The 16,957-nt window shown below is 63.7% G+C and carries 13 protein-coding genes and 2 tRNA genes; 11 read left to right on the plus strand and 4 right to left on the minus strand.

The window, feature by feature from the left end; translation table 11 throughout:
* Positions 1–32: 32 nt before the first annotated feature.
* Positions 33–1,457, plus strand: a complete 1,425-nt coding sequence (locus RBJ75_RS05205) for an amidase (RefSeq protein ID WP_044412855.1) — start codon at positions 33–35, stop codon at positions 1,455–1,457.
* A 315-nt stretch (positions 1,458–1,772) separates the two neighbouring features.
* On the plus strand, positions 1,773–2,060 hold the full coding sequence (locus RBJ75_RS05210) for a hypothetical protein (RefSeq protein ID WP_234707432.1): 288 nt from the start codon (positions 1,773–1,775) through the stop codon (positions 2,058–2,060).
* Positions 2,061–2,107: 47 nt separating this feature from the next.
* Here RBJ75_RS05210 and RBJ75_RS05215 read toward each other — a convergent pair whose 3' ends face one another.
* Positions 2,108–3,019 carry a LysR family transcriptional regulator gene (locus RBJ75_RS05215; protein ID WP_044412849.1) on the minus strand — a complete coding sequence of 304 codons (912 nt, stop codon included), beginning with the start codon at positions 3,017–3,019 and terminating at the stop codon, positions 2,108–2,110.
* Positions 3,020–3,116: 97 nt separating this feature from the next.
* Between RBJ75_RS05215 and bla the strand changes: the two genes are divergently transcribed.
* The gene (bla, locus tag RBJ75_RS05220; RefSeq protein WP_044415063.1) at positions 3,117–4,013 is read left to right on the plus strand and encodes a class A beta-lactamase; all 897 of its coding nucleotides are present in this window, start codon (positions 3,117–3,119) and stop codon (positions 4,011–4,013) included.
* Positions 4,014–4,129: 116 nt separating this feature from the next.
* On the opposite strand, the gene glnA is transcribed toward bla, so the two are convergent.
* Positions 4,130–5,539 (minus strand): type I glutamate--ammonia ligase, encoded by a 1,410-nt coding sequence (glnA, locus tag RBJ75_RS05225; protein WP_044415061.1) that lies wholly within the window; start codon positions 5,537–5,539, stop codon positions 4,130–4,132.
* Between the two features lie 99 nt (positions 5,540–5,638).
* Positions 5,639–5,977, minus strand: a complete 339-nt coding sequence (locus RBJ75_RS05230) for a P-II family nitrogen regulator (RefSeq protein WP_044415059.1) — start codon at positions 5,975–5,977, stop codon at positions 5,639–5,641.
* 421 nt (positions 5,978–6,398) lie between these two features.
* Here RBJ75_RS05230 and RBJ75_RS05235 point away from each other — a divergent pair, with 421 nt between their 5' ends.
* Positions 6,399–7,898: a bifunctional ADP-dependent NAD(P)H-hydrate dehydratase/NAD(P)H-hydrate epimerase gene (locus RBJ75_RS05235; RefSeq protein ID WP_044415057.1), complete on the plus strand. Its 1,500-nt coding sequence runs from the start codon at positions 6,399–6,401 to the stop codon at positions 7,896–7,898.
* A gap of 18 nt (positions 7,899–7,916) precedes the next feature.
* Here RBJ75_RS05235 and RBJ75_RS05240 read toward each other — a convergent pair whose 3' ends face one another.
* Complete coding sequence (locus RBJ75_RS05240) at positions 7,917–9,224, minus strand: multicopper oxidase family protein (RefSeq protein ID WP_044415054.1); 1,308 nt, start codon at positions 9,222–9,224, stop codon at positions 7,917–7,919.
* A 149-nt stretch (positions 9,225–9,373) separates the two neighbouring features.
* Here RBJ75_RS05240 and RBJ75_RS05245 point away from each other — a divergent pair.
* The 7 genes from RBJ75_RS05245 to RBJ75_RS05275 all read left to right on the plus strand — a co-directional run bounded on the left by RBJ75_RS05245 (position 9,374) and on the right by RBJ75_RS05275 (position 16,950).
* Positions 9,374–9,458, plus strand: a tRNA-Leu gene (locus RBJ75_RS05245).
* A 154-nt stretch (positions 9,459–9,612) separates the two neighbouring features.
* Positions 9,613–10,974: a trigger factor gene (gene tig / locus RBJ75_RS05250; RefSeq protein ID WP_044415065.1), complete on the plus strand. Its 1,362-nt coding sequence runs from the start codon at positions 9,613–9,615 to the stop codon at positions 10,972–10,974.
* A 311-nt stretch (positions 10,975–11,285) separates the two neighbouring features.
* Positions 11,286–11,918 carry an ATP-dependent Clp protease proteolytic subunit gene (locus RBJ75_RS05255; RefSeq protein ID WP_044415052.1) on the plus strand — a complete coding sequence of 211 codons (633 nt, stop codon included), beginning with the start codon at positions 11,286–11,288 and terminating at the stop codon, positions 11,916–11,918.
* A gap of 381 nt (positions 11,919–12,299) precedes the next feature.
* Positions 12,300–13,574: an ATP-dependent Clp protease ATP-binding subunit ClpX gene (gene clpX / locus RBJ75_RS05260; RefSeq protein ID WP_044415050.1), complete on the plus strand. Its 1,275-nt coding sequence runs from the start codon at positions 12,300–12,302 to the stop codon at positions 13,572–13,574.
* Positions 13,575–13,870: 296 nt separating this feature from the next.
* Positions 13,871–16,297, plus strand: a complete 2,427-nt coding sequence (gene lon / locus RBJ75_RS05265; protein ID WP_044415048.1) for an endopeptidase La — start codon at positions 13,871–13,873, stop codon at positions 16,295–16,297.
* 76 nt (positions 16,298–16,373) lie between these two features.
* Positions 16,374–16,793: a GFA family protein gene (locus RBJ75_RS05270; RefSeq protein ID WP_044410257.1), complete on the plus strand. Its 420-nt coding sequence runs from the start codon at positions 16,374–16,376 to the stop codon at positions 16,791–16,793.
* 80 nt (positions 16,794–16,873) lie between these two features.
* A tRNA-Val gene (locus tag RBJ75_RS05275) sits at positions 16,874–16,950 on the plus strand.
* Positions 16,951–16,957 lie beyond the last annotated feature (7 nt).

The following is a 16,957-nucleotide window of genomic DNA, read 5'->3' on the forward strand; positions in this document are numbered from 1 at the left end:
GACGGCGGGGTGGATTCCGGCGGGGGAACTTGATGGCGATCGATGATTATGGTGACTATGACGGCGTCGGCTTGGCCGACCTGGTCCGAAGCAAACAGGTCAGCGCATTGGAATTGCTGGAGGAGGCGATCCGGCGCACCGATCAGGTCAATCCGCAGCTCAATGCCGTTGTTGTTCGCCACGATGACTACGCTCGCGACCAGATCGAGATCGGACTGCCCCAAGGGCCGTTTACCGGCGTCCCGTTCCTGCTCAAGGATCTCGACCTGATCGCCGGTACCAAGACCACCTTCGGCGCCAGCCTGTTCAAGGACAATATCGCAGACCACACCGGCACGCTGGCGCAGCGTTTCCTCGATGCCGGCCTGACGATCTTCGGCAAGAGCGCCAGCCCCGAATTCGGTCTGATGCCGACCACCGAGTCGCGGCTGCACGGCCCGACCCGCAATCCGTGGAATCTCGATCATTCCTCCGGCGGCTCGTCGGGCGGCGCGGCGGCGGCGGTCGCGGCGCGGATCCTGCCGGTCGCCCATGCCAGCGACGGCGGTGGCTCGATCCGGATTCCGGCCGCGGCCTGCGGCGTGTTCGGCCTGAAGCCGACAAGGGCGCGCACGCCGCTGGGACCGGACCGTGGCGAAGGCTGGGGCGGCTTTGCCTGCGGCCATGTGGTGAGTATCAGCGTTCGCGACAGCGCGGTGATGCTGGACGCGCTGCACGGGCCGGAGCCGTCGAGCCCCTATACGGCGCCGGCGCCGGAGCGGCCATTCGCGCTGGAGGTCGGGCGCGATCCCGGCCGGCTGCGGATTGCCTTCACCGACAGCTCGCCGTTCGGCGAAGCGATCGATCCCGAAGTCGCGGCGGCGGTGCGCGACGTGGCCGACATGCTGGCCGGCCTCGGCCACGACGTCGAGCAGCGTGCGCCGGTGCTGCCGTCCGATCCGGCCGCAGTAATCACCGCCATCGTGGCTGCCAATACCGGTCTGAGCGTGCGGCTGGCCGAGCAGGCGCTGGGCCGCCCCGCCACCGATCGCGATTTCGAGGTCCTGACGCTGGCCAGTGCGGCCAGGGCGAATACCGCCAGCGGGATCGACTATGTCGCCGCCCAGCTTGGCGCCTTCCAGATCTCGCGCAGCCTGGCCGAGTTCTTCGCCGGCTGCGACGTGTTCCTGTCGCCGACGCTTTGCACGCCGCCGCTGCGGCTCGGCGAAATCGACACCATGGCGGCGGACCTGTCGCATGTCGCCCCGGTGTTGCGGCGCTACATGCCTGGTACCAGCATGTTCAACATGTCGGGACAACCGGCGATGTCGGTGCCACTGGCGTGGAGTAGCAGCGGATTGCCGATCGGCATGATGTTCGCCGCCCGATTTGGCGACGAGGCCACGCTATTCCGGCTCGCCGGCCAGCTCGAACAGGCGCGGCCGTGGCGATCGCGCCGTCCGCCGATTTGCGCCTAAAGACTGACGATCCGACGCTTGGAAAAGCCCATTGTATTATGGAACAAGCGTGGAAAATGAAGGTTCATAGGATCGGCGACCAGGGGGTTTGCGACTGCTTCTGAGGGGGGTTAGGCATTGGTGGACGATGATCCGACCGATCACACGCTTGCGGTGATTGCGAGCATTTTCCAAAACTCGGAAATCAAACCGCAAGCCCAACCGGATCGCGGCGCGGACGCCGATCAGCATGATGCGGATCGCGCGGGCGACGCTGGCGAACAGCCCGGCACTGCGCGCGCGACAGCTGAAGACAGCGCCGTTGAAGCAAAGTCATTGTCCGATATCGACGGCTATTCGAAATACGGTCCAGGTCCGCTGGAGGCGCTGCGATTTCGTTGGACGGCACGGCACGACGGCCACGGCAATTACTATGTCGACGAGACCATCGGGATGAATTCGCGACCAATCAGCACCGGACCGATGCCGCGCGACGAGGTGGTCGCTTACATCGACGAGCGCGAGCGGGAGGCGCGGGCGCGGTACGAGGCGCTGCGGATTCAGATGCTTTCCGGCCCCTCGGAACGCGGCGATGACGATGGCGATAGCTATGGCGGCGGCTGACGCCGCCAGACCCGATCGTCCTAGGGGCGCTCGCAGCCCCGGCCGGGTCAGCTCGTCGCGGTGCTGTTGCCGGAGGACTGTGCCGTGTGATCCGCGCGGATGCTGCGTCGCAGCCAATCCCTGAAGGCCTGCATGCCCGGGGTGATAGGGCGTGATTGCAGGTGGGTGAGCCAATAGGATCCGACATTGATCTGCGTATCAAATGGCCAGACCAAGCGTCCATCCCTTCGGGCACGCGCAAACATGCAGCGGGGCAACAGCGCGACCCCGATTCCCATCGATACCGCTTCAGCCAGGATGACCGACGAATCCAAGACGGGGCCTCGGATGACGGGCGCCGACAGGCCGGCGCTGGCGAACCATTGCGGCCACTCGTCGTCACGATAGGATCGCAGCAGGCGCTGGCGCAGAAGGTCGGCCGGCGCGCGGAGTTGCTCCGCCAGTGCCGGCAAGCAGGCCGGCGACAGCGGAGCTTCCAAAAGATGGGTTGCTTCGGTGCCGTGCCACGCGCCGGTGCCGAATCTGATCGCATAATCGAGGCCGTCGCCAGCCAGATCCACTCGGTTGTTGTTGGTCAGCACGCGCAGATCCACGAAGGGATGGTCCTGTCGGAAGATGTCCAGGCGGGGAAGCAGCCATCCTGTGGCGAAGGTGCCGACGGTTCCTACCGTGATGACCTCACAAACGCGCTTGTGCTCGAAGCGGTCGAGGGCCGAGACGATGCGGTCGAAGGCATCGACCAGCACCGGGAGCAGCACCTGTCCCTCGTCGGTGAGCGCGAGCCCCCTTGGCAACCGGCGGAATAGGCGAACATCCAAAATGGTCTCGAGGCTTTTGACCTGGTGGCTGATCGCCGTCTGGGTCACGCGCAGCTCAAGGCCGGCGCGGGTGAAGCTGAGGTGGCGCGCGGAGGCTTCGAAGGCGCGCAGGGCGTTCAGGGGCAGGTGAGGTCGGGACATCGCAAGGCCTAGAAAATCTCATGTCTCCCAATAGATTTGACCGTTTGTCAAGCGCGGCCGCGCCGGCCATTTCACTCCCACACAAGGGGAATCAAACATGATCACGCGACGCTGCTTTACGATCAACACCAGTCTTGCATTCATCGGGCTTGGGCTCGGCGCTCAGATGCCGGCGTCGCGGGCTGCGACCGGCACCACGGAAGGGTTCGGTGCGGCCATGAAGCGGATCGAGGCCAGCAGCGGCGGTCGCCTCGGCGTGGCTGTTCTCGATAGCGCCAGCGGCGCCCGCATGGGCTATCGCGACAACGAAGCCTTCCCGATGTGCAGCACCTTCAAGGTGCTGGCTGCGGGGGCCGTGCTGACGCAGGTCGATGCCGGTCACGCGCGATTGTCCGATCGCGTTCGCTTCACGAGGGACGCAGTGGTCACGTATTCCCCGATCACCAAGGACAGGATCGGCGGCGAGGGGATGACGCTGGCCGAACTCTGCGACGCGGCCATCCGCTATAGCGACAATACCGCCGGCAATTTGCTGCTCGGCCAGATTGGCGGTCCCCCGGGATTAACCCAATTCGCGCGGACATTAGGCGATCCCGTCACCCGGCTGGATCGCACCGAGACCGATCTCAATGAGGCGGGTCCCGGCGACCCGCGCGACACCACCACTCCGGCAGCCATGTTGAGCAACCTGAAGAATCTTGTGCTCGGGTCGGCGCTGTCGGAGAGCTCGCGCGACCAGCTCGTCGCCTGGCTCAAAGGCAATACGACGGGTGGGACGCGGCTGCGGGCTGGTCTCCCCACTGATTGGGTTGTCGGCGACAAGACCGGCTCGGGCGGGCGTGGCTCGACCAACGACATCGCCGTGATCTGGCCTGCGGAGCGCAAACCGATTGTCGTCACGGCCTATCTGACCGGCACCGAAGCGCCCGCCGAGCAGCGCAACGCCGCGCTCGCATCTGTCGGTCGCGCCGTCGTTGCCGCCGTGACGGGCTGATGCCCCGAGCCCAGGCACCGGGTGAATGCCGCGAACCTCCGGACAACAAAAAGGCGCCCTTGCGGGGCGCCTTCGTCGTTTCGATGCGGCATTGGCGGGCGTTGCCCGCCCGCGGCTTACTGCGAATAGTACATTTCGAACTCGACCGGATGCGGGGTCATTTCGTAGCGCATCACTTCGGTCATCTTCAGCTCGATATAGGCGTCGATGAAATCGTCGTCGAACACGCCGCCGTTCTTCAGGAAGGCGCGGTCCTTGTCGAGGTTCTCGAGCGCCTCGCGCAGCGAACCGCAGACCGTCGGGATCGACTTCAGTTCTTCCTTCGGCAGGTCGTAGAGGTCCTTGTCCATCGCCGGACCCGGATCGATCTTGTTCTTGATGCCGTCGAGGCCGGCCATCAACATCGCCGCGAAGGCGAGGTAGGGGTTGGCCATCGGGTCCGGGAAGCGGACTTCGACGCGCTTGGCCTTCGGTGAGGTGGTGTAGGGAATCCGGCACGAGGCCGAACGGTTGCGCGCCGAATAGGCGAGCAGCACCGGCGCCTCATAGCCCGGGACCAGACGCTTGTAGGAATTGGTCGACGGGTTGGTGAAGGCGTTGATGGACTTGGCGTGGGTGATGATGCCGCCGATGTAATGCAGGCAGGTCTCCGACAGGTCGGCATATTTGTTGCCGGCGAACACCGGCTTGCCGTCCTTCCAGATCGACTGGTGCACATGCATGCCAGAGCCGTTGTCGCCATAGACCGGCTTCGGCATGAAGGTGGCGGTCTTGCCGTAGATATGCGCGACCTGATGGATGCAATATTTGTAGATCTGCAGCTGGTCGGCCATGTGGGTCAGGGTGTCGAACTTCATGCCGAGCTCGTGCTGGGCGGAAGCGACTTCGTGGTGATGCTTCTCGACCTTGACGCCCATCTTGGCCATCGCGCCGAGCATTTCTGAGCGCATGTCCTGCACCGAATCCTGCGGCGGGACCGGGAAATAGCCGGCCTTGGTGCGAATCCGGTGGCCGAGATTGCCGCCCTCATATTCGGTGTCGGAATTGGTCGGCAGCTCGGAGGAGTCGAGCTTGAAACCGGTGTTGTAGGGCGTGGTCTGGTAGCGCACGTCGTCGAACACGAAGAATTCGGCTTCCGGGCCGACCATCACGGTGTCGCCGATCCCCATCGACTTCACCATGGCCTCGGCCTTCTTGGCGATGCCACGCGGGTCGCGGTTATAGGGCTCGCCGGTCGAGGGCTCGAGAATGTCGCAGGTGATGACCATGGTGGTCTCGGCGAAGAACGGGTCGATCGTCGCGGTCGACGGGTCGAGCATCAACATCATGTCGGACTCGTTGATCGCCTTCCAGCCGGCGATCGAGGAGCCGTCGAACATGGTGCCTTCGGCGAAAATGTCCTCGTCGATCATCGAAACGTCGAAGGTGACATGCTGCCACTTGCCGCGCGGATCGGTGAAACGCAGATCGACGTATTTCACGTCGTTGTCCTTGATTGATTTCAGGACTTCTTTTGCGGTCGTCATGAATTACCCCTTGTGTCTACGGTCGGTGTCGGTAGTCGCGGTGAAACGGCAGCCGCGAGCGGCCGCCGTGTAAGGTCCGGATGGTGATAGGCTGTTGGGTTAGATGGCGTCCAGTCCGGATTCGCCCGTCCGGATGCGGATCGCCTCTTCGATGTTGGATACGAAGATCTTGCCGTCGCCAATCCGGCCGGTCTGGGCGGCGCGGCGGATCGCATCGATGGCTTTTTCGACCAGATCGTCGGAGATCACGATCTCGATTTTGACCTTCGGCAGGAAGTCCACGATATATTCTGCGCCCCGATACAATTCGGCATGGCCCTTCTGCCGGCCGAAGCCCTTGGCCTCGGTGACGGTGATGCCCTGAAGTCCCACCTCCTGAAGCGCCTCTTTCACCTCGTCCAGCTTGAACGGCTTGATTACGGCTTCGATCTTTTTCACTTCCACTCTCCCGGACCTTCCAACATTCTAGGTCACCATGCTTATTATTACAGATCGCGCGGCGTTGCGCGTTTGATCGATAACTCCGCTGGCCGGTTGGGTGAGCAGCGCCGCCCGCCTGTGGAAAAATGCTTTCCGCAAACGAAGCCGGTCGCGCGCCGCCCCTGCAAAAGCAGGCGGACGCGAGGGATCGAAACATGACTTCCGTAAAAGCAGGGTCCATGCCAAGTTCGCGAGGCGGCTGATTTGGGAGCAATATCAGATTATTAAGGACCCTGCTGCGTAGACTTTCGTGACCATGGCGGATGGGTCTGATTAAAAAGAAGGCGACACGACTAATTAATGTGCATGTAGCAAACTAATTTAGATTCAGCATGCTTATCTGTGCCTCACGATAAGGCGAGCGAACTGGGAATTGGGCATGGAACTACTTACCCCGACGGAAATGGACCGCGCCGACCTGCTCACGATCTCCGGTGGCTCATCCGGATTCGCCTTGATGCTGACGGCTGGGCGGCATGTGGCACGGGCCGCGGTCGATCTCGTCGAGGCCGGGCCGATCCTGGTGGTGGCCGGGCCCGGCAATAATGGTGGCGACGGTCTGATCGCCGCCACCGAATTGGTGGCGATGGGCCGTAATGTGACGGTGATGCTGCTGGGCCAGCGCGAGGCGCTGAAGGGCGACGCGGCGCTGGCGGCGCGGGAATGGAAGGGCCCGCTATTGCCGTTCTTGCCGCAATCGATCGGGTCGCCGAGCCTGATCATCGACGCGCTGTTCGGCTCCGGCCTCAACCGTCCGGTCAAGGACGAGGCGCTGACGATGATCGAGGCGATCAATGCCAGCGGCATCGCGGTATTGAGCGTCGATCTGCCGAGCGGCATCAGCGGCGCCACTGGCGCGGTGCTGGGCGCGGCACTGCGCGCCCGCGAGACGGTAACGTTCTTCCGCCGCAAGCCGGGCCATATGCTGCTGCCCGGCCGGCTGCATTGCGGCCGGTTGCGCGTGGTCGATATCGGGATCGACCCCAGCGTGCTGGACGAGATCCGGCCGATGGCCTTCGTCAATGATCCCGATCTGTGGCGCGGATCGTTTTCGGTGCCGCGGATCGACGGCCATAAATACAGTCGGGGTCATGCGGTGGTGATCTCCGGCGGACCGGTGCAGACCGGCGCGGCGCGGCTGGCCGCGCGTGGCGCGCTGCGGGCAGGGGCCGGGCTGGTTACCGTGGCGTCGCCCGGCGACGCGATGACGGTGAATGCCGCCGCCCTGACGGCGATCATGCTGCGCCAGATCGATGCGCCGGAGCAGTTCGCCGAGCTTTTGACCGATCGCCGCTTCAATGCCTGCGTGATCGGCCCGGGCGCCGGCGTCGGCGAGCGGACCCGCGCGCTGGTGCTGGCGGCGTTGGCGGCCAACACCGCAGCGGTGCTCGACGCCGATGCGTTGACCAGCTTCGCGGGCGCGCCGGAGGAATTGTTCGAAATCATCAAATCCGGTGCCAGCCCGCAGGTCGTCCTGACCCCGCACGAGGGCGAATTTCCACGCCTTTTCAGCGATATGAGCAACAAGAACCCACTTCGATCAAAACTTGAAAGAGTTCGATTAGCGGCGGAGCGCTCCGGGGCCGTGGTGCTGCTCAAGGGACCCGATACGGTGGTGGCGGCGCCGGACGGTCGCGCGGCGATCGCCGCCAATGCGCCGCCATGGCTGGCCACCGCGGGCGCCGGCGACGTGCTGTCCGGCATCATCGCCGGACAGTTGGCGCAACGCGTGCCGGCCTTCGAGGCTGCCTGCATCGGCGTCTGGATGCATGGCGAGGCCGCGTGCGAGGCCGGGCCGGGCCTGATCGCCGAGGACCTGCCCGAGGTGCTGCCGGCGGTGTTCCGGCGGATCTATGATGATCTCGGCGTCGAATATTAGCGCATCCGAGCGAAGGCGTCAGATGACAGCGTAGCTGCGCAGCAGCAGCGGCGCTGCCCAGTCGGCCGCCATCGTCTCCATCAGCCAGGAGCCGGCGAATTCGGCGACGAAGGCGACGCGCTGGGCCTGGCCCGCATCGATCGCCAGCGTATCCAGCCAGAACGGCTTCCAGCCATCGTCGAGCCGGTCGAGCAGGCGGAAATGGTGGCCATGCAGATGGAAGATCGCCGGGATCGCGCCGCGATTGCTCAGCGCCAGCACTACGGCACGGCCGCGCCGGGCCTCGAAGGCAGGCGTGGCGGTCCGGGCGAACTCCGCCGGCCGGGTCCAGCCCTGCACGGCGCCGAGAGTCATATCGACGCGCAAGGCGCTTTTGAGGTCGATCCGGGCCGGCAGGTCGTTGTCGGGCAGCGCCGTCGCCGCCGGAAGCGGGGCCGTGCGCAGCGCTGGTCCCTCGGCATGAATCAAGCGGGCGATCGGACGAGCGCGCTGGCCGTCATGCAGGATGATCTGACTGGTGCCAGCGACCTTGGGCGTGTCGACAAAGGCGTCGATCCTGGTCCCCGGCGCCAGCACCAGCGTGCCATTGCGGGCCAGAAACGGTTCCGAGGGCTGGCCGTCAATGGCCATGACCCAGACCGCGTGATCCGCGAGTTTGATTGCAATCACATTGCGTTGGCAGCCATTGATCCAGCGGAGTCTGATCCTCTGATGCGGCCGCGTGGCAAGGTCGAGTCTGGGCTCGCCGTTAATGGTGTAGACCGGCTCGGCGTCGCCGGGCGCGGTTCCGGGCACAAGGGCTGCGCCATCGGCCCGCACCCGCCAGTCCTCGATCACCATCACCTCGTCGCGGTCGACCGCGACTGCTTCGCTCTCCTCAACGATCAGCGCCTGCGCCGGTAGCGGCGTCCTGTCCGTCAAAAGCCGGATATCGAACATCACTGTCCCGGCATGACGCAGCGGCATCGTGAACTCGTCCCGGCCGCCGGGCGGCACCGCGGGCCGTGCGGTCAACGGTTCGGCTGATGCGACACCATCGACGCCGTGCCAGTTCAGCAGCACCGGCTGGGCCAGATGGTTTTCGAATCGCACGGCGATCTCGTCACCACGCCGGAACCGCAGCTTGAGCGGTTCGCTGCGCTGCAACGACGCGATTCGCGACTCCGGTGCGCCGGCGCGCAACGCGGCGCTGCCCGGCCTGGCCTGCAGGATGAGGGGTTGCGGTCCGGGCGCGGTGGCGCCGGCCGGTAGCGCGCCGGCAATGCCGAGGCCTCCAAGTCCCGCCAGCAGGCCACGCCGGGTGATCGTTGCGCCGAATTCTGTCATACTGGATGCGGATCATTTTCGCGCCGCGCTGTCCAGTATCTGGCGGATCGGCGGGCAGGGGCTTGTGCGGGGATTTTTTTGATGCGAAGCGTCGCACGCATGTTATAAGCCCGCCGCCCGCGACATCGCGGTCGGACATGATGCTCCTCGCGGGCGTGGCGGAATTGGTAGACGCAGCGGCTTTAGGTGCCGCCGACGAAAGTTGTGGGGGTTCGAGTCCCTCCGCCCGCACCAAACGCCGATCGCGTTTGCGCATGACGAATTTCCGGAGGACATATTCCGCAAGGGTATCGGTCCGCCGAGCCACAGGTGCAGGCGCAAGCCGCGCATCGATTAGATTTACAAAGCCGGTCACCGAACCGGACCAAGCGGGAAGAAGATGGACACCATGCAGGTCAAGGAAACCGTCGCGGACGGATTGAAGCGCGAATTCCAGATCAGTGTCCCGGCTGCGGACATCGAGGCCAAGGTCGATGCGCAGCTGGTCGACATGAAGGACAAGGTGAAGCTGAACGGCTTTCGCCCGGGCAAGGTGCCGGTCGGCCATCTGAAGCGGCTCTACGGCCGTTCGGTCGCGGCCGAGACCATCGACAAGCTGATCCGCGAGACCAATGATTCGATCTTCACCGAGCGCGGCTTCCGTCTGGCGACCGAGCCGAAGATCACCATGCCGACCGAGCAAAAAGAGGTCGAGGATCTGTTGGCCGGCAAGTCCGACCTCAATTACACCGTCGCCATCGAAGTGGTGCCGGCGATCGAACTGGCCGATTTCAAGAGTTTCTCGGTCGAAAAGCCGATCGTCGAAGTGAGCGACGCCGACGTCGACGAGGCGATCAAGCGCATTGCCGAGCAGAATCGCGCGTTCGCCGCCAAGGGCGAGGGCGCCAAGGCCGAAACCGGCGATCGCGTCACGGTGTCGTTCACCGGCACCATCGACGGCACGCCATTTGACGGCGGCACCGGCGAGGGCATCCAGGTTCTGATCGGTTCCGGAACCTTCATCCCGGGCTTCGAAGAGCAGCTGATCGGCATGGCCGAGGGCGAGACCCGCACCCTCAAAGTGTCGTTCCCGAAGAATTACGCCAGCGAGAAGCTGGCCGGCCAGCCGGCCGAGTTCGCCACCACCGCGACCCTGGTCGAAGCGCCGCAGCCGGTCACGATCGACGACGAATTCGCCAAGACGCTCGGGCTGGAATCGCTCGACAAGCTCAAGGAAGCCGCGCGCGAGCGCCTGACCGCCGAATTCGCCGGCGCCACCCGCCAGCGCGTCAAGCGGCTGCTGCTGGACCGGCTCGATGAGGCGCACAAATTCGAAGCCCCGCCGTCGCTGGTGGCGCAGGAATTCGAATTGATGTGGAATTCGGTCAAGGCCGAGATGGAATCCAACGGCAAGAGCTTCGCCGATGAGGACACCACCGAGGACGCCGCCAAGGAGGAATATCGCTCGATCGCCGATCGCCGGGTCCGGCTCGGCCTGGTGCTGTCCGAGATCGGCGAGAAGAACAAGATCACCGTGACCGACGACGAAGTCAGCCGCGCGGTGATCGAGCGGGCGCGCCAGATGCCCGGTCGCGAAAAAGAGGTCTGGGACTATTATCGCAGCAATAACGAGGCCTTGGCCCAGCTTCGTGCGCCAATCTATGAAGACAAGGTGGTCGATTTCATCCTCGAACTCGCCAATGTGACCGAGAAGAAGGTCACCCGCGACGAGCTCTACAAGGACGACGACGCCGACAAGACCGCGGCCTGATTCCAATCCACGGGTACGGCCGGGCGCTGCGAAGGCAACTGCCCGGCCGTATTGCGTTTGGCCGGCGTCAACAGGCCGGCATTAACGATGCGTCGTGAAAGCCGCGCCCGATCGGACCGGCGGCTTTGCCGTGGCCGACCGAATCAGCTTGAACTTGAATTCCATTGAGCATCGATGGAGCCTCGCCCTTGTCGGCGGGCTTTCGGCTCATATCTGTGAACTCGCTTCAAGTCCTGCATCACGGGACGTTCGACCGCCACGGCCCAGATCCTGGCGGTCGGCTTTCGTCTCCGCCAACCCTCAGGTGAATTATGCGCGATCCGGTTGAAACCTACATGAACCTGGTCCCGATGGTGGTCGAACAGACCAACCGCGGCGAACGGGCCTACGATATTTTCTCGCGTCTCCTGAAAGAGCGGATCATCTTTCTGACCGGACCGATCGAGGACGGCATGTCGACGCTGACCGTCGCGCAGCTGCTGTTCCTGGAAGCCGAGAATCCGAAGAAGGAAATCTCGATGTACATCAACTCGCCTGGCGGCGTGGTGACGTCGGGTCTGGCGATCTACGACACCATGCAGTTCATCCGCCCGCCGGTGTCGACGCTGTGCACCGGGCAGGCCGCCTCGATGGGATCGCTGCTGCTCGCCGCCGGCCATGCGGACATGCGGTTCTCGCTGCCGAACTCCCGCATCATGGTGCACCAGCCCTCGGGCGGGTTCCAGGGCCAGGCCACCGACATCATGCTGCACGCCCAGGAGATCCTGAACCTGAAGAAACGGCTGAACGAGATCTACGTCAAACACACAGGTCAGAACTACAAGGCGATCGAGGACGCGCTGGAGCGCGACCGGTTCCTCACCGCCGACATGGCCCGTGAATTCGGCATCGTCGACAAAGTGATCGACAAGCGCTCCGAGGAAGTGACGCCGAAACTGCCTTGATTTGGCGGGATCGGCGCGGATTCGGCCGGAAACGGCCGAATGTTCCGCTTTCGTGCTGATCCGGCGCGTGGCAATCGCGCAACCCTGGCCTGTTTTCCCAGATCCGGGCTCGCGCAATCGCGGCAAATCACGCTATTGTCACGCGTTGGGGCCTTTGGTCGATTAGCGAAATCTTGATAGTCGGCTGCCACCATGGTTGGCTGAACCTGATCGACGAAAGTGTTTGGGGGATTCGAATGGCCGCGATTCGCGCGGTCACTGAGCGCGGGGGTCTTTTCTGGTACAGATTTTGCTCCATTTATCACATTAGACTTCCCTTTCCGGCAGTCGCCGGAATGGAGCGATCGAGCAGACAAGACAAAACGGCGGACGGAGACTGAAATGAGTAAGGTCGGTACGAGCGACTCCAAGAACACCCTCTACTGCTCGTTTTGTGGAAAGAGCCAGCACGAGGTCCGCAAACTGATTGCCGGACCCACGGTATTCATCTGCGATGAATGCGTGGAACTGTGCATGGACATCATTCGCGAGGAGAACAAATCCTCGCTGGTGAAGTCGCGCGACGGCATTCCGACCCCGAAGGAAATCTGCAAGGTTCTCGATGATTATGTCATCGGCCAGAACCACGCCAAGAAGGTTCTCTCGGTCGCGGTGCACAACCACTACAAGCGGCTCAATCACCAGACCAAGCACAACGACGTCGAATTGGCGAAGTCCAACATCCTGCTGATCGGGCCGACCGGCTCGGGCAAGACGCTGCTGGCGCAGACGCTGGCGCGGATCCTCGACGTGCCGTTCACGATGGCGGATGCCACCACGCTGACCGAAGCCGGCTATGTCGGCGAGGACGTCGAAAACATCATCCTGAAGCTGCTGCAGTCGGCCGACTACAATGTCGAGCGGGCGCAGCGCGGCATCGTCTATATCGACGAAATCGACAAGATCTCGCGCAAGTCGGACAATCCCTCGATCACCCGCGACGTGTCGGGCGAGGGTGTGCAGCAGGCGCTGTTGAAGATCATGGAAGGCACCGTGGCGTCGGTCCCGCCGCAGGGCGGCCGCAAGCATCCGCAGCAGGAATTCCTGCAGGTCGACACCACCAACATCCTGTTCATCTGCGGTGGCGCGTTCTCCGGCCTCGAGAAGATCATCTCCGCACGCGGTCGCTCGACCTCGATCGGCTTTGCGGCGCAGGTTCTGGCGCCGGAAGATCGCCGCACCGGCGAAATCTTCCGCCACGTCGAACCTGAAGATCTCTTGAAGTATGGGCTGATCCCGGAATTCGTCGGTCGTCTGCCGGTGGTGGCGACGCTCGAGGATCTGGACGAAGCCTCGCTGAAGAAGATCCTGACCGACCCGAAGAACGCGCTGGTCAAGCAGTATCAGCGGCTGTTCGAGATGGAAAACATCGAGCTGACCTTCGCCGACGAAGCGCTCGGCGCGGTGGCCCGCAAGGCGATCGAGCGCAAGACCGGCGCCCGCGGGTTGCGGTCGATCCTGGAGAGCATTCTGCTTGAGACCATGTTTGACCTTCCGGGCCTCGAAGGGGTCGAAGAAGTCGTGATCTCGCGCGAAGTGGTCGAGGGCACCGCCCGGCCGCTCTACATCTACGCCGACCGTACCGATCGCGCCGCGGAGAGCAGCGCCAGCGCCTGATCCGGCGCGTGACGGCGGTTCAAAACAGACTGTTGCCGACCGGTTCGGCAGCAGTCTGAACCTCGGTATCTCCCTAATCGACCATGCAGAACCGCGCGCTTCACCTGACTTGACACCCCCATGGTCGATAGCCACCTTATGCTTCGGCGATGACAATCGTTACCAGGATTCGCCGTCATCAATTCCGGACGAGTGGAGCCTGAGTCGGCCGAACGCGCCGGTAAACTTGGCACCTTGTGGCGGCGGCGCAAACGGGCGAGCCGCGTGCAAGGGGGCGCAACAATAAGGAATCGGCCATGACTGCCTCAAAACCCCGGCCATCAATCGTTCACGGCGAAAGCCACTCCTACCCGGTGCTGCCGCTTCGCGACATCGTCGTTTTCCCTCATATGATCGTGCCGCTGTTCGTCGGTCGGGAAAAGTCGATCCGAGCGCTTGAAGAGGTCATGAAGAACGACGCTCTGATCATGCTGGCGACGCAGAAAAATGCGTCTGACGATGATCCGACGCCGGACTCGATCTACGAAATCGGCACGCTCGCCAGCGTGCTGCAGCTGCTGAAATTGCCCGACGGCACCGTCAAGGTGCTGGTCGAAGGGCTCGATCGCGCCAAGGTGGAGAAATACACCGATCGCGCCGAGTATTACGAAGCCACGGCGGTCGCGCTGGCCGATACCGACGCCACCAGCGTCGAGGCCGAAGCGCTGGCGCGTTCGGTCGTCTCGGACTTCGAAAGCTACGTCAAGCTGAACAAGAAGATCTCTGCCGAAGTCGTTGGCGTTGTTCAGGCTATTACCGATTTCGCCAAGCTCGGCGACACCGTCGCGTCGCATCTGGCGGTCAAGATCGCCGATCGGCAGGGAATCCTGGAAACGCTGTCCGTGACCGCGCGCCTCGAGAAGGTGCTGGGGCTGATGGAGAGCGAGATCTCGGTGCTGCAGGTCGAGAAGCGGATCCGCAGCCGCGTCAAGCGGCAGATGGAGAAGACCCAGCGCGAGTACTATCTCAACGAGCAGATGAAGGCGATCCAGAAGGAACTCGGCGACGACGAAGGTCGCGACGAGTTGGCCGATCTGGAAGAGAAGATCGTCAAGACCAAGCTGTCCAAGGAAGCCCGCGAGAAGGCCCAGCACGAGCTGAAGAAGCTGCGGCAGATGTCGCCGATGTCGGCGGAAGCCACCGTGGTTCGCAACTATCTCGACTGGTTGCTGTCGATTCCATGGAACAAGAAGTCGAAGGTCAAGAAGGATCTGGCTGCCGCGCAGGCGGTGCTGGACAACGACCATTACGGGCTTGAGAAGGTCAAGGACCGCATCGTCGAGTATCTGGCGGTGCAGTCCCGCGCCAACAAGCTGACCGGCCCGATCCTGTGCCTGGTCGGCCCGCCCGGCGTCGGCAAGACCTCGCTCGGCAAGTCGATCGCCAAGGCGACGGGTCGCGAATTCGTTCGCGTCTCGCTCGGCGGCGTGCGCGACGAAGCCGAGATCCGCGGTCACCGCCGCACCTATATCGGCTCGATGCCCGGCAAGATCATCCAGTCGATGCGCAAGGCCAAGACCTCGAACCCGCTGTTCCTGCTCGACGAGATCGACAAGATGGGCGCCGATTTCCGCGGCGATCCGTCCTCGGCTCTGCTCGAGGTGCTGGACCCGGAGCAGAACGGCACCTTCGCCGATCACTATCTGGAGGTCGATTATGACCTCTCCAGCGTGATGTTCATCACCACGGCCAACACCCTGAATATTCCGGGGCCGCTGATGGACCGCATGGAGATCATCCGGATCGCCGGCTACACCGAGAACGAGAAGGTCGAGATCGCGCGCAAGCATCTGATCCCGAACGCACTGACCAAGCACGGCCTCAACGCCAAGGAATGGTCGATCGACGACGACGCCTTGATGCTGATGATCCGGCGCTACACCCGCGAGGCCGGTGTTCGTAACCTCGAGCGCGAGCTCTCCACGCTGGCCCGCAAGGCCGTCAAGGAGCTGATGCTCTCGAAGAAGAAGAGCGTGAAGGTCACCGAGAAGTCGCTCGAGGAATTCCTCGGCGTGCCGAAGTACCGCTATGGCGAGATCGAACTGGACGACCAGGTCGGTGTCGTCACTGGACTGGCGTGGACCGACGTCGGCGGCGAGCTGCTGACGATCGAAAGCGTGATGATGCCCGGCAAGGGCCGCATGACGGTCACCGGCAATCTGCGCGACGTGATGAAGGAATCGATCTCGGCGGCGGCGTCCTACGTCCGCTCCCGCGCGATCACCTTCGGTGTCGAACCGCCGACTTTCGAGCGGCGCGACATCCACGTCCACGTCCCGGAGGGCGCGACGCCGAAGGACGGTCCGTCCGCCGGTGTGGCAATGGCGACCACGATCGTCTCGGTGCTGACCGGCATTCCGATCCGGCACGACATCGCGATGACCGGCGAAATCACGCTGCGCGGCAGGGTTCTGCCGATCGGCGGACTGAAGGAGAAGTTGTTGGCGGCAGCCCGCGGCGGCATCAAGACGGTGCTGATCCCCGAGGACAACGCCAAGGACCTCACCGAGATCTCCGATGCCATCAAGGGCGGGTTGAACATCATCCCGGTCGCCCGGATGGACGAGGTGATCGCCAACGCCCTGGTGCGGGCGCCGGTGCCGATCGTCTGGGAAGAGCCGAGCACGGTCCCGGTGAAGCCCGACGCCACCGACGAGGCCTCCGGCGGCCTGACCGCCCACTGAGGCGCCCGAGCCTCCTCAAGACATCAACGGCGTCCCACGGGGCGCCGTTTTTTTTGGAGATGGAACGGAGGATCGAATGGAAATTGACGGCCAATGTCATTGTGGGCGGATCAGCTTCGTCGCCACCATCGACCCGCAGCTTGTGTCGGTCTGCCATTGCACGGATTGTCAGACCTTCAGCAGCTCGGCGTTTCGCATCAGCGTGCGCACCAACCGCGCCAACGTTCGGATCACTGGGACACCCAAGGCTTACGCCAAGACTGCGGACAGCGGCGCGGTCCGGCTGCAGCATTTCTGTCCCGAATGCGGGACTCCGGTGTTCAACTCCGGCCCCGACCCGGAGGCCGGCGATTGGGTGATCCGCTGGGGCAGCATTCGGCAGCGTCGGCAATTATCGCCGACGCGGCAGATCTGGTGCCAGTCGGTGCTACCATGGCTCGGCGATTTCGACCATTTGCCGGGCAGCCCCACGGGCTGGGACCGAACCGCGCCGTGACGGCGGTGGGGCTGGGTCGCAGACGGCGTCTTGGTGAATGGCTTGCATCGCCGGTGCTGACGGAAGTAAACAGGCGGCGAGGGCGGCTAGCTCAGCTGGTTAGAGCATCTCGTTTACACCGAGAGGGTCGGCGGTTCGAATCCGTCGCCGCCTACCACCCGCCG

This window comes from Rhodopseudomonas sp. BAL398 (assembly GCF_033001325.1).
Taxonomy (GTDB): Bacteria; Pseudomonadota; Alphaproteobacteria; order Rhizobiales; family Xanthobacteraceae; genus JARJEH01.

Coding starts and splice junctions, on each gene's coding strand:
- RBJ75_RS05205 (WP_044412855.1), top strand. CDS start 33: ATGGCGATCGATGATTATGGTGACTATGACGGCGTCGGCTTGGCCGAC.
- RBJ75_RS05215 (WP_044412849.1), bottom strand. CDS start 3,019: ATGTCCCGACCTCACCTGCCCCTGAACGCCCTGCGCGCCTTCGAAGCC.
- bla (WP_044415063.1), top strand. CDS start 3,117: ATGATCACGCGACGCTGCTTTACGATCAACACCAGTCTTGCATTCATC.
- glnA (WP_044415061.1), bottom strand. CDS start 5,539: ATGACGACCGCAAAAGAAGTCCTGAAATCAATCAAGGACAACGACGTG.
- RBJ75_RS05235 (WP_044415057.1), top strand. CDS start 6,399: ATGGAACTACTTACCCCGACGGAAATGGACCGCGCCGACCTGCTCACG.
- RBJ75_RS05240 (WP_044415054.1), bottom strand. CDS start 9,224: ATGACAGAATTCGGCGCAACGATCACCCGGCGTGGCCTGCTGGCGGGA.
- tig (WP_044415065.1), top strand. CDS start 9,613: ATGCAGGTCAAGGAAACCGTCGCGGACGGATTGAAGCGCGAATTCCAG.
- RBJ75_RS05255 (WP_044415052.1), top strand. CDS start 11,286: ATGCGCGATCCGGTTGAAACCTACATGAACCTGGTCCCGATGGTGGTC.
- clpX (WP_044415050.1), top strand. CDS start 12,300: ATGAGTAAGGTCGGTACGAGCGACTCCAAGAACACCCTCTACTGCTCG.
- lon (WP_044415048.1), top strand. CDS start 13,871: ATGACTGCCTCAAAACCCCGGCCATCAATCGTTCACGGCGAAAGCCAC.
- RBJ75_RS05270 (WP_044410257.1), top strand. CDS start 16,374: ATGGAAATTGACGGCCAATGTCATTGTGGGCGGATCAGCTTCGTCGCC.